This window comes from Rhizobium sp. BK399 (assembly GCF_014194695.1).
In the GTDB taxonomy this organism is placed as follows: domain Bacteria; phylum Pseudomonadota; class Alphaproteobacteria; order Rhizobiales; family Rhizobiaceae; genus Rhizobium.
This window is the reverse complement of the sequence record NZ_JACIAH010000006.1, coordinates 163,196-175,755: the sequence shown is the minus strand read 5'-3', so window position 1 is coordinate 175,755 and position 12,560 is coordinate 163,196. Positions and strand designations below refer to the sequence as shown.

At 61.9% G+C, this 12,560-nt stretch carries 10 protein-coding genes; 6 read left to right on the top strand and 4 right to left on the bottom strand.

From position 1 onward, the window contains the following. Window positions 1-10: 10 nt before the first annotated feature. The 4 genes from FHT97_RS15110 (at window position 11) to FHT97_RS15095 (ending at window position 5,582) form a co-directional block, all read left to right on the top strand. Complete coding sequence (locus FHT97_RS15110) at window positions 11-1,084, top strand: Gfo/Idh/MocA family oxidoreductase (protein ID WP_183863286.1); 1,074 nt, start codon at window positions 11-13, stop codon at window positions 1,082-1,084. 24 nt (window positions 1,085-1,108) lie between these two features. Next, complete coding sequence (gene ugpC / locus FHT97_RS15105; RefSeq protein WP_113365370.1) at window positions 1,109-2,188, top strand: sn-glycerol-3-phosphate ABC transporter ATP-binding protein UgpC; 1,080 nt, start codon at window positions 1,109-1,111, stop codon at window positions 2,186-2,188. 66 nt (window positions 2,189-2,254) lie between these two features. After that, window positions 2,255-3,130 carry a choline/ethanolamine kinase family protein gene (locus FHT97_RS15100; RefSeq protein ID WP_183863284.1) on the top strand — a complete coding sequence of 292 codons (876 nt, stop codon included), beginning with the start codon at window positions 2,255-2,257 and terminating at the stop codon, window positions 3,128-3,130. Between the two features lies 1 nt (window position 3,131). After that, window positions 3,132-5,582, top strand: coding sequence for an FAD-dependent oxidoreductase (locus tag FHT97_RS15095; protein ID WP_183863282.1), 2,451 nt, complete (start codon window positions 3,132-3,134; stop codon window positions 5,580-5,582). A 253-nt stretch (window positions 5,583-5,835) separates the two neighbouring features. Here FHT97_RS15095 and FHT97_RS15090 read toward each other — a convergent pair whose 3' ends face one another. Then, window positions 5,836-7,290, bottom strand: coding sequence for a mannitol dehydrogenase family protein (locus tag FHT97_RS15090; protein ID WP_183863280.1), 1,455 nt, complete (start codon window positions 7,288-7,290; stop codon window positions 5,836-5,838). Next, complete coding sequence (gene uxaC / locus FHT97_RS15085; protein WP_183863278.1) at window positions 7,287-8,702, bottom strand: glucuronate isomerase; 1,416 nt, start codon at window positions 8,700-8,702, stop codon at window positions 7,287-7,289. The genes FHT97_RS15090 and uxaC overlap by 4 nt, the downstream gene beginning before the upstream one ends. Before the next feature lie 181 nt (window positions 8,703-8,883). Here uxaC and FHT97_RS15080 point away from each other — a divergent pair, with 181 nt between their 5' ends. Together FHT97_RS15080 and FHT97_RS15075 are read left to right on the top strand one after the other, a co-directional pair. Then, window positions 8,884-9,093 (top strand): SlyX family protein, encoded by a 210-nt coding sequence (locus FHT97_RS15080; protein WP_183863275.1) that lies wholly within the window; start codon window positions 8,884-8,886, stop codon window positions 9,091-9,093. A 118-nt stretch (window positions 9,094-9,211) separates the two neighbouring features. After that, window positions 9,212-9,649 carry a PACE efflux transporter gene (locus tag FHT97_RS15075; RefSeq protein ID WP_183863273.1) on the top strand — a complete coding sequence of 146 codons (438 nt, stop codon included), beginning with the start codon at window positions 9,212-9,214 and terminating at the stop codon, window positions 9,647-9,649. Window positions 9,650-9,730: 81 nt separating this feature from the next. Here FHT97_RS15075 and FHT97_RS15070 read toward each other — a convergent pair whose 3' ends face one another. Then, window positions 9,731-11,212 carry an NAD-dependent succinate-semialdehyde dehydrogenase gene (locus tag FHT97_RS15070; RefSeq protein ID WP_183863271.1) on the bottom strand — a complete coding sequence of 494 codons (1,482 nt, stop codon included), beginning with the start codon at window positions 11,210-11,212 and terminating at the stop codon, window positions 9,731-9,733. 32 nt (window positions 11,213-11,244) lie between these two features. Next, a complete protein-coding gene (locus FHT97_RS15065; protein ID WP_183863269.1) occupies window positions 11,245-12,522 on the bottom strand; it encodes a 4-aminobutyrate--2-oxoglutarate transaminase in 1,278 nt (425 codons plus the stop codon). Window positions 12,523-12,560: the final 38 nt, after the last annotated feature.

Genomic DNA, 12,560 nt, shown 5'->3' with positions numbered 1-12,560 from the left:
ATATAGGTCAATGACTATCAAGAGAGTTGCGATCGTTGGCTGCGGCATCGGCCGTTCCCACATCGTCGAAGGCTACTTGCCGCATCCCGAGAAGTTCAAGGTGGTGGCGATCTGCGACCTGAACGAAGAGCGGCTGCGCGAGATCGGCGACGAGTTCGACATCGCCAAGTGCACGACCTCGTTTGCCGACGTGCTGGCCGATGAGAGCGTCGATATCGTCGACATCTGCACGCCGCCCGGCATCCACCTGGAGCAGGTGGTGGCGGCGCTGGCAGCGGGCAAGCACGTCATCTGCGAGAAGCCGTTGACCGGCTCGCTTTCCGGCGTCGATATGATCATCGAAGCGGAGAAGGCGGCCAAAGGGACGCTGATGCCGATTTTCCAGTATCGCTACGGCGACGGCATCGAAAAGGCGAAACGGATCATCGAGGCGGGTATCGCGGGCAGGCCCTATATGGGCTCGGTGGAAACTTTCTGGCGCCGCACGCCCGAGTATTACTCCGTGCCTTGGCGCGGCAAGTGGGCGACGGAGCTTGGGGGCGTGTTGGTCACCCATGCGCTGCACCTACACGATATGCTGTTGCATCTGATGGGTCCGGTATCGAAGGTGTTCGGTAGGGTCGCAACTCGCGTCAACGACATCGAGGTCGAGGATTGCGCCTCGGCAAGCCTATTGATGCAGAGCGGCGCCTTCGTGTCTCTCTCCTGCACGCTGGGCTCCCAGGAGGAGATCAGCCGGTTGCGGCTGCACTTCGAAAACGTCACCTTCGAAAGCAACCATGAGCCTTACTCACCGGGTAAGGATCCATGGAAGATCATCGCCGCGAATGACGATGTGCAGGCGCGCATCGACGCCATCATCGGTCATTGGCAACCGGTCGCGCCTCGCTTCACCACGCAGATGGAGCATTTCCACGCCTATCTCAGCGGCAATGGTCCGCTGCCGGTGACGACAAAGGACGCGCGCCGCGCGCTGGAACTCGTGACCGCCATCTACCAATCGTCCGATACCGGCAGCGAAGTCATCCTGCCGATCGGATCGGACAGCCCGAAGTACGCCGACTGGCGTGCTCGCACGAAGTAACGGACCAGGGAGGATCCTGAGATCATGGCAACAAGCGTCGTTCTCCAGAAGGTCGAAAAGCGCTACGGCGCGCTTGATGTTATCCACGGCATCGACCTGAAGATTGATCCCGGCGAGTTCGCGGTCTTCGTCGGCCCGTCAGGCTGCGGCAAGTCCACGCTCTTGCGCATGATCGCGGGTCTCGAAGAGATCACCGGCGGCGCGCTTCTGCTCGACAACGAGCGGATGAACGAGGTGGCGCCGGCCAAGCGCGGCATCGCGATGGTGTTCCAGTCCTATGCGCTCTACCCGCATATGTCCGTCTACAAGAACCTGGCCTTCGGGCTTGAGACGGCCGGCTACAAGAAGGCAGAGATTCAGCCGAAGGTGAAGCGCGCCGCCGAAATCCTGCAGATCGAAAAGCTGCTTGAGCGCAAGCCGAAGGCACTCTCCGGCGGCCAGCGTCAGCGCGTCGCGATCGGCCGTGCGATCGTGCGCGAACCGCGCATCTTCCTGTTCGACGAACCGCTCTCCAACCTCGACGCGGAACTGCGGGTGCAGATGCGCGTCGAGATTTCCCGACTGCATCGCAGCCTCGGCAATACGATGATCTACGTTACCCACGACCAAGTGGAGGCCATGACCATGGCCGACAAGATCGTCGTGCTGAACTCCGGCCGTATCGAGCAGGTCGGCGCGCCGCTCGATCTCTACAACAACCCGGCGAACCGCTTCGTCGCGGGCTTCATTGGCAGCCCGAAAATGAACTTCCTGCAGGCCCGCATCGAGCAGGTGGGCGAAGCAGACACGACCATCAACGTCTGCGGCAACGCCGTTCGCCTGCCGCGCCGGCTCAATACGGAGGCCGGGCAAGCCGTTACCTTCGGCATCAGACCGGAACATCTTTCGGTGCTCGAAACCGGCGGGATCACGCTTACGACTGTCAATGTCGATCTCGTTGAAAACCTCGGCGGCGCAACCATGCTCTACGCGAAGACTCCGGACGGACAGCAGCTGACGATCGCACTCGACGGCCAGCAAAAGGTCGAACGCGGAACGAACGTGAAAGCGTCCTTCGATCCGGCCCGGTGTCATGTCTTTGATGCATCAGGCGCCACGATCTAGCCGCGCTTGACAGCTGATCCCTCTCTGGCCATGATTTCAATAGGATAGGCCGCGAAGGGGAAAAGCGTGACGCCTGAAGATCGGATTCATGCGCTTGGCATTTGGCAGGGTCCGATCGAAATTGTCCCAATCACCGGTGGCATCACAAACCGGAATTATCTGGTGCGGGATCGCACGGTTCGCCGCGTCGTCCGATTGGGCGAAGACATTCCGGTTCACCATATCAGCCGGCAGAACGAGCTTGCCGCCAGCCAGGCCGCACATGCGGCGGGCCTGTCGCCTGAAGTCATTTATCATGCGCCGGGCGTGCTCGTCCTCGACTACATCGAGTCGAAGGCGCTCACGCCGGAGGATCTTCGGCGCCCCGAGACTTTGGAGCGTGTGATCCCCCTGGTGCGGGCCTGCCACCATGACATCGCCCGCGAATTTCGCGGCGCGGCGGCGATCTTCTGGGTGTTCCATGTCATTCGCGACTACATCGCGAATCTGGAAGCAGCCGACAGCCCCTATCGCCGGCTTTTCCCGGATCTGCTCGCCAAAGCCGAAAGGCTGGAGGCGGCGGGTGGCCCGTTCGAGATCGCCTTCGGCCACAACGACATGCTGGCCGCCAACTTTCTCGATGATGGCAAGCGCCTGTGGCTGATCGACTGGGACTATGCGGGGTTCAACACGCCGCTTTTCGACCTTGGCGGTCTTGCCTCCAACAGCGAGTTCTCCGAGGCGACCGAGCGATCGATGCTCGAGTCCTACTATCGGATGCCGCTAAGCGCGGACCTCTGGCGGCGCTATCAAGCCATGAAGTGCGCCTCGCTGCTGCGCGAGACGCTGTGGAGCATGGTGTCCGAAATCCACTCCACCATCGACTTCGACTACGCCGCCTACACGGCCGAGAATTTAGCGCGCTTCGAGCGCGCCTATGACGCTTTTGAACAGGATCGGTAATATGACGAAGGAATTGCCAAAGACCGCCAAGGCCGTTGTTATCGGCGGCGGGATCATCGGCTGCTCGACGGCCTACCATCTCGGCAAGCTCGGCTGGACGGACACGGTGCTTCTGGAGCGCAAGAAGCTGACTTCGGGCACGACCTTCCATGCGGCCGGCCTCGTTGGCCAGTTGCGCACCAGCGCCAACATCACCCAGCTGCTCGGCTATTCCGTCGATCTCTACAAGAAGCTTGAAGCCGAGACCGGGCTCGGCACCGGCTGGAAGATGAATGGAGGCTTGCGCCTAGCCTGCAACGAGGAGCGCTGGACCGAGGTCAAGCGCCAGGCGACGACCGCGCAATCCTTCGGGCTCGAGATGCAACTGCTGACGCCGCAGGAGGCCTTCGATCTCTGGCCGCTGATGACAATAGACGATCTCGTCGGCGCCGCATATCTTCCGACCGATGGCCAGGCCAATCCATCTGACATCACGCAGGCGCTTGCCAAGGGCGCACGCATGTCCGGTGTCTCGATTTTCGAGGATACCGAGGTTCTCGACCTCGAGATCGACAAGGGCAGGATTCGCGCCGTCATCACCGAGCATGGCCGCATTGAGTGCGAACGCGTCGTCGTCTGCGCCGGCCAGTGGACGCGCGCCTTTGCGGCGCGCTTCGGCGTCAATGTGCCGCTCGTATCCGTCGAGCACCAGTACATCATCACCGAATCCTTCGGCGTGCCGTCGAACCTGCCGACGTTGCGCGACCCCGACCGGCTGACCTACTACAAGGAGGAGGTCGGTGGCATCGTCATGGGCGGCTACGAGCCGAACCCGATCCCCTGGGCCAAGGACGGTATTCCCGAAGGCTTCCACTACACACTGCTCGACAGCAATTTCGATCATTTCGAGCAGGTCATGGAGCAGGCGCTTGGCCGGGTTCCGGCTCTCGAAACCGTCGGCGTTAAACAGCTGCTGAACGGGCCGGAGAGCTTTACGCCCGACGGCAATTTCATTCTCGGCGAGGCACCGGAGCTGAAAAACTTCTTCGTCGGCGCCGGCTTCAACGCCTTCGGCATCGCGTCCGGCGGTGGCGCCGGCATGGCGCTGGCCGAATGGGTTGCCAAAGGCGAGCCGCCCTACGACCTCTGGCCGGTCGATATCCGCCGCTTCGGCCGCCCGCATTTCGACACCGACTGGGTGCGCACGCGCACGCTGGAGGCCTATGGCAAGCACTACACGCTGGCCTTCCCCTTCGAGGAGTATTCGAGCGGCCGGCCATGCCGCAAATCGCCGCTCTACGACCGGCTGAAAGCGCAGGGGGCCTGCTTCGGTGAAAAGCTCGGATGGGAGCGGCCGAACTGGTTTGCCGACCTCTTCGCCAACGAGGAACCGAAGGACATCTACACGTACGGCCGTCAGGACTGGTTCGAGGCCGTCGGGCGGGAACACAAGGCGGTGCGCGAGGCGGCCGTGATCTTCGATCAGACGTCTTTCGCCAAGTTTGTCTTGAAGGGGCGCGATGCCGAGGCGGCACTGTCGTGGATCGCCGCCAACGACGTGGCAAAGCCGGTTGGCTCGCTTGTCTACACGCAGATGCTGAACGACAAGGGCGGCATCGAATGCGATCTCACCTGTGCTCGCGTAGCCGACGACGAATATTACATCGTCACCGGCACCGGCTTCGCGACGCATGACTTCGACTGGATCGCACGCAATATTCCGGATGGGATGCACGCGGAACTCGTCGATGTCACCTCCGCCTATTCCGTCCTTTCGCTGATGGGGCCGAATGCCCGTGCCGTACTCGAAAAGGTGACAAACAGCGATGTTTCCAATGCCGCATTCCCCTTCGGGCGCGTCAAGACAATCGGCATTGCCGGCTGCCCGGTTCGGGCGCTGCGCATCACCTATGTTGGCGAGCTCGGCTACGAGCTGCACGTGCCGGTCGAATACGCAACAACGGTTTATGACGCGCTGATGGCGGCGGGCGCTCCGCTGCAGCTGACCAATGCCGGCTATCGCGCCATCGAAAGCTGCCGCCTCGAAAAGGGTTATCGCGCCTGGGGTTCGGATATCGGCCCGGATCATACGCCCATCGAAGCCGGGCTTGGCTGGGCCCTGAAGACGAGGAAGAACACGCCGTTTCGGGGCCGCGAGGCGATCGAACGGCAGCTCGCGTCAGGCGTCAAGAAGATGCTCGCCTGCTTCGTGCCTGATGATCCCGATATCGTGCTGCTCGGCCGCGAGACGATCTACCGTGACGGCAAGCGCGTCGGCTGGCTCTCGAGCGGCGGCTTCGGCTACACAATTGGCAAGCCGATCGGGTACGGCTATGTCCGCAATCCCGAAGGCGTGAGCGAAGACTTCGTGCTGTCCGGCAGCTACGAGCTCGACGTTGCGCGCGAGCGGGTGCCCTGCCAAGTTTCGCTGAAACCCTTGTACGATCCGGATATGGTGAGAGTGAAGGGATAGCCACTGAGCTGAGAGACGGTCATTCCTGTGCTTGTCACCGGAAACCAGGCGCCGAGCGTCGGCGCGGTGAATGACCATAAGCCGTGCCTCCTACACCCCAAGGATGGGGCACACCGAATCCCTATGACAGCACAGGGATGACGGGCTGGGCGCAGGTAAGCCGGCAAGAACAGCCGCCAAGGGTGATAAAAGTGCGGCGATCACTTGTCTGTGAAAATCCCCTGCGACGATGAAATCTGTCGCAGGCTCTTCCTCAAAACAGCGGGAGCCTGTTGTCCTGGATCAGGATCTCCAGCTTGTTCGCCACATCCTCGGCCCAGCCGATATTGCCCGTCAGCGCCGCCGGAAAGAGGCCCGGCAAACCGAACAAGGCTTTCGAGACGGCACCGCCATTGCGCGGCACTTCGGCCAGCAAAGCGGCAATTTCCGTAGCGCGAGGATCACGCAATTCGTAGCGTTCGCCGTTCCTGTCGACGCCAAGAGCGTAGCGCATCCAGGCAGCTACTGCGATCACATAGGTTTCCGCCTTGCTGCCATTTTCCAACGCCTCGGTCGCGGGCTCCAGCAGACGCTGCGGCAGTTTCTGCGTCCCGTCCATGGCGATCTGATAGGTGCGGTGGGCGATCGCCTTGTTTGCAAAGCGTGCGATCAACTCATCCGCATAGGCCTCTAGGTCGATACCGGGCACAGGATCGAGCGTGGCGGCGGCGGCGTTCATGTGACGGCGTGCCAGGGCCGCCAGGCCGGTGTCATCCATGACGTCGCGGATGAATTCATAGCCACCTATATATCCGAGATAGGCGAGCAGCGAATGCGCGCCATTGAGCATCCGCAGCTTCATCTTTTCGTAAGCCGAGACTTCCTCAACCATCAGCGCGCCGGCCTTTTCCCATTCCGGGCGGCCATTGGCGAAGTGATCCTCGATCACCCATTGCGTGAAGGGTTCTGTTTCGATCGCCGCCAGATCCTGCCTGCCGGTCAGCCTTTCGGCATCCCGATAGGTAGCGTCCGTGCTTGCCGGCGTGATGCGATCGACCATGGTCGATGGGAAGGGTACGTTTGTTTCGATCCACTGGCGAAGCTCCGGATCGATGCGACTGGCGAACTCGAGCACGAGCCGCTTCAATACGGCGCCGTTGCTCGGCAGGTTGTCGCAGCTAAGCGGCGTGAATGGCGCTATGCCCTTGGCGCGACGGCGCGCAAGACCTTCGACCAGATAGCCGATGACCCCGCGCGGCGCATGGCGGTTGGCAAGGTCGGCAGCAATGTCGGGGTGTTTCAGGTCGAGCCCGCCCGCGGCGGAATCGAAGCCGTAAGCCTTCTCCGTTACCGTCAGGCTTACGATGCGGATGGCCGGGTCTTCCAGCCTTGCAAGCAGATCGCCGGGATTGCGGGTCGCGACATGGGCGCGCAGGATCGGGCCGATGACATGCGCCGTCGTGCCAGACGTATCGCGCACGAGCATCGTGTAGAGCCCGTTCTGCTCGTTCAGGTGATCGGCGACGTCGGCTGTGCGCAGGCTCGCGACCTCGATGCCCCAATCGCCGCCGGCGACGGCAATCGCAGCATCGGTAAACGGCGCGAAGTGGGCGCGAAAGAACGCGCCCGGGCCGAGATGCAGGATGCCCGGCTTCAATGCCTTGCGATCATAGCCGGGAAGCTTTGCGGTCGGCGCCAGGCCGGAATGGCTCGTCAGACGTTCAGTCACAGCTTGTATGCCTTCTTCGCGTTTCCGTAGGAGAGTTCGCCGGCGACGATCTCGGCTTCCTTGCGGGACATCCGGTGTTCGGTCACGAACTGCGCCAGGAAGCGGCAAACCTCGCGGCGCCAGACATCGTGGCGGGCGGGGATCGACAGAAGCGCCCGCGTATCGTCGTTGAAGCCCGCCAGATTGGCGAAGCCGGCCGTCTCCACCACCTGGTCGAGATAGCGGCGAATACCGTTCGGGCTGTCGTGGAACCACCAGGGCGGGCCGATCATCAGGCAGGGCCAATGTCCGGCCATCGGCGCGAGTTCGCGGGCATAGGTCGTCTCGTCGAGCGTGAACAGCAGCACGCGCAATCCGGGTGCATGGCCGTATTTTGCCAGCATGGCCGAGAGACCGCCGACCCAAGCGGTCGGCGTCGGGATATCAGCGCCCATGTTCGGACCGCGGGTCTGGAACAGTTCGCGATCGGTGTTGCGGCGCGAGCCCGCGTGGATCTGCATCGTCATGCCGTCTTCGGCCGAAAGCCCCGCCATTTCGGTCAGCATTTGGCCGCGGAAGAGTTCCGCGTCCTCGGCGCTCAGCGTGCCCTTGTGCGCCTTGTCGAGCAGGCGCTGCTTATCGGCAAGCGGCAGGTCCGCGGTGAAGGCCGTCGGTACGCCATGGTCGGTGGCGGTCGCGCCATATTGGCGGAAATAGGCGCGGCGCTTGCGATGGGCATCGATCAACCCATCCCACTTGGTCACATCGCAATCGGTCAGTTCGCCGAGCCGGACGAGGTTTTCGCGGAAGCCGACGGCATCCGGGTCGGTGACGCTATCCGGGCGATAGGTGGTGCGGACGCGGCCGATCCAGCCGTCTTCCGCCATCTTCTGGTGATGCACCAGCGGATCGAGCGCACCTTCGGTCGTAGCGATCGTCTCGATGCCGAAACGCTTGTGCAGGGCGCGCGGACGGAATTCCGGCAGCGCCAGCTGCGCATTGATATGATCGTAGAGCGCATCTGCATTTTCAGGCATCAGCGGCTCTTCGCAACCGAGCACGGCCGACATTGCGTGGTCGACCCAGAGGCTGGAGGGCGTGCCGCGGAAGAGATGATACTGCGCGGCAAAGGCGCGCCAGATGTCGCGGCCCTTGGCGACCGACTTGCCGTCCAGGCGCGGAACGCCAAGATCGTCGAGCTTGACGCCGACGCTGTGGAGCATGCGGAAGAGATAATGATCCGGGATGACGAGCAGCGAAGACGCATCCTCAAACGGCTTGTCGTCGGCAAACCACGACGGCTCCGTATGCCCGTGCGGACTTACGATCGGCAATGAGCGAACCGTCTCGTAAAGGTCCCGCGCGACCGTTCGGGTTGCCGGATCGGCTGGAAAGAGCCGGTCCGGATGAAGAAAGCCGTTTCCAACATCCATAAGAATTCCTCCCTGAGGGCTACCGGCCTATCCCACAAGTCGGAATGCGGCAAGGGCTTTTAGTAACCAAACGGTTCAGTTTTGCAAATCGCCCTGCCCGCCCCTCGAAATGATTGACCGCACGGACTATTTCCGCTTTTCAGATGCGGACGAAATTGGCCGCTTGCGGCAAGGAGGTTCCATGTCCGACGAGACAAGCCGCGTGATAAAGCTCGAGGAAATTGTTGCTCACCAGGCGAAGACGATCGAGGAGCTATCCGACCAGCTGACCGAGCAATGGAAGGTCGTGGAGCAGACGCGCGCCAAACTCGATAGATTGACGGAGCGGTTCCTATCGCTTGAGGAGCAGTCTCTCGACGCCCCTGCCATCACACGACCTCCGCACTACTGAGTTGCCGGCAGCCCTTGTTTTTGACCGCCGGAATACCTATTAAAAGGGGCGTGAGGACGACCTCCCCCTCTATGGGCATCAACTCGGGACGACCCGAACATTCCCACTGGGGGTAGTCATGCGGAAAACCGCAGATCGTATCCGTCACGCCATCAGCTTCGAACTTGTCGGATTAGCACTCGTCACCCCGCTCGGGGCACTGGCATTTGGCATGCCCATGGCCGACATCGGCGTGATCGGCGTTGCCGGCGCGACGCTGGCGACGCTGTGGAACTACATCTACAATCTCGGCTTCGACCACCTGATGCAGCGTCTGACCGGCGGGACACGGAAGAGTGTCGCGATCCGCGTTTTGCACGCCGTCATGTTCGAGGTGGGACTGCTTTTGGCGCTGCTACCGATGATCGCCTGGTACCTCGACATCAGCGTCGTTCAAGCGCTGATGATGGACGTGTCCTTCGCACTTTTCTACATGGTCTACGCCTTCGTCTTCAACTGGGTATACGACCGTGTCTTCCCGCTGCCGGATTGGCAGCCGGTCGCCCGGCAATCATGAAGCAGCTCTACCGATGAAAAGAAAACGGGACCGCCTTTGCCGGCGATCCCGTTGATTTTCAAGGCGTGACCGATCAAGTGATCAGACATTGCCCATGCAGAGATACTTCATTTCCAGATAGTCCTCCGCACCGTGGCGTGAGCCTTCGCGCCCCAAGCCGGATTGCTTGATACCACCGAAGGGCGCCGTTTCGCTTGACATCAGGCCGGTGTTGATACCGACCATGCCGTATTCGAGCGCCTCGGCGACACGCCAGACCTTCTTGAGTTCGCCGGCGAAGAAGTAGGCGGCCAGGCCGAATTCGGTGTCGTTGGCCTGCGCGATCACATCCTCGACAGTATCGAAGCGGAAAAGTGGGGCGACGGGACCGAAGGTCTCTTCGCGAGCGACCTTCATTTCGCGGGTGACACCTGTCAGCACGGTCGGCGTGAAGAACGTGCCGGCACCTTCGACACGCTTGCCGCCCGTGACGATCCTGGCGCCCTTCGACACCGCGTCCGCAACGTGACTTTCCACCTTCGCCAGTCCCTGCTCGTCGATCAGTGGGCCGATCGTCACGCCCTGCTTGAAGCCGTCGCCGACGGACAATTCTTCCACCTTCGCGGCCAGCTTGGCGGCAAAGGCATCGTAGACGCCTGACTGCACGTAGAGACGATTGGCGCAGACGCACGTCTGGCCTGCGTTGCGGTACTTCGAGGCCAGAGCGCCTTCGACTGCCGCATCAAGATCCGCGTCATCGAAGACGATGAAGGGGGCATTACCACCAAGCTCGAGGCTGACCTTCTTGATCTGGTCGGAGCACTGACGCATCAGGATACGACCAACCTCGGTCGAGCCGGTGAAGCTGATCTTGCGCACCTTGGCGTTGCCGCAGAGTTCCTTGCCGATCGTAGGGCCGTCTTCACCGACGATAACGTTGAAGACGCCGGCCGGAATGCCGGCCTGCTCGGCAAGGACGGCGAGCGCTAAGGCCGACAGCGGCGTCTGCTCGGCCGGCTTGGACACGACCGTGCAGCCAACGGCGAGCGCCGGAGCGATCTTACGGGTGATCATCGCAGCAGGGAAATTCCAGGGCGTGATGGTGCCGACGACGCCGACGGGCTGCTTGATGACGATCATTCGCTTGTCGTTCGACGGCGCGGGGATCGTCTCGCCGTAGATGCGCTTGGCTTCTTCCGCATACCATTCGACATAGGCCGCGGCATAAAGGATCTCGCCGCGGGCTTCCGCGAAGGGCTTGCCCATTTCGGCCGTCAGGATCGCCGCCAGCTCATCGGCATGGGCGACCATCAGGTCGAACCACTTGCGCAGGATCCCGGCGCGCTCCTTGGCCGGACGCGCGGCCCAGGCCGGCTGCGCGGCATAGGCGGCATCGATTGCTTCCCGCGTTTCGTCTGCCCCCATATCTGGTAGCGAGGCGAGAACCTCGCCAGTTGCCGGATTAAGGACGTCGAAAATCTTCGTGGCGCCACCAGCTGTCCAGACACCGTTGATGTAACCGGCGTCGCGCAGGAAAGGCGAGGAAAACGGAACGTGTTTTGTCAGTGCAGTCGTGAATGCCATGTCATGTAACTCCAGGCAAAGAGGCCTTCGCCTTACTTGCCGCTTGCTTCGAGGATCGAGGCTTCCAGAATGTCGAGCGCTTCGCCGAAGACATTGTCCTGAATGGTGATCGGCGCGAGAAAGCGAATGACGTTTCCGTGGACGCCGCAGGTCAAAAGGATCAGTCCCTTTTCCAGCGCGATCAGGCGAACCTTGTTGGCAAATTCGGCGCTCGGCAGATTCGTCGTCCTGTCGTTGAACTCGACGGCGTTCATGAAGCCGGGGCCACGGATGTCGACGATCTCGGGTGCCTTCTCGCGGAGCGATTCAAGGCGCTGTTTGAGCCGGCTGCCAAGCTGGTTGGCGCGGTTGCAAAGATCTTCGTCCTTGATGACGTCAAGAACCGCATGGGCGGCCGCGATGCCAAGCGGATTGCCGCCATAGGTGCCGCCAAGACCGCCCGGTCCCGGTGCATCCATGATCTCCGCGCGGCCGGTGACGGCTGCGAGGGGGAAGCCGCCGGCAAGGCTCTTGGCCATCGTCATCAGGTCGGGGGCGACCTCATGGTGATCCATCGCGAACAGCTTGCCTGTGCGGGCAAAGCCGGTCTGGACTTCATCGGCGATGAGCAGGATGCCGTGCTGGTCACAGAGTTCGCGCAGTGCCTTCATAAAGGAAACCGGTACTGAGTAGAAACCGCCCTCGCCCTGAACCGGCTCGATGATGATCGCGGCGACGCGCTGCGGATCGACATCGGCGGCAAACAGCTTCTTCAGCGCGGCCAGCGACTGATCCGGCGTCACGCCATGAAGCTCGACCGGGAACGGCACGTGGAACACATCGCCCGGCATCGCACCGAAGCCAACCTTGTAGGGCACGACCTTGCCTGTCAGCGCCATGCCCATGAAGGTGCGGCCGTGGAAGCCGCCGCCGAAAGCGATGACGGCGGAGCGGCCGGTGGCAGCGCGAGCGATCTTCACGGCATTCTCAACCGCTTCTGCGCCCGTCGTGACGAAGATCGTCTTCTTCTCGAAATTGCCGGGCGTCAGCGCATTCAAGCGCTCGGCGAGGTGCACGTAGTTTTCGTAGGGAACGACCTGGTGGCAGGTGTGGGTGAAGTGATCGAGCTGTTCCTTGACGGCAGCGATCACTCGCGGGTGGCGATGACCGGTGTTGAGAACGGCGATACCTGCCGCGAAGTCGATATAGCGGCGACCTTCCTTGTCCCAGATCTCGGCATTCTCTGCGCGGTCGGCATAGATCTGCGTGGTCATGCCAACGCCGCGCGAAATGGCAGCATTCTTCCGGTCTGTAAGAGTGGTCGCGGTCATCGGTGTGTTCCTGCGCTCTGGAATGTTGGGAAACGATC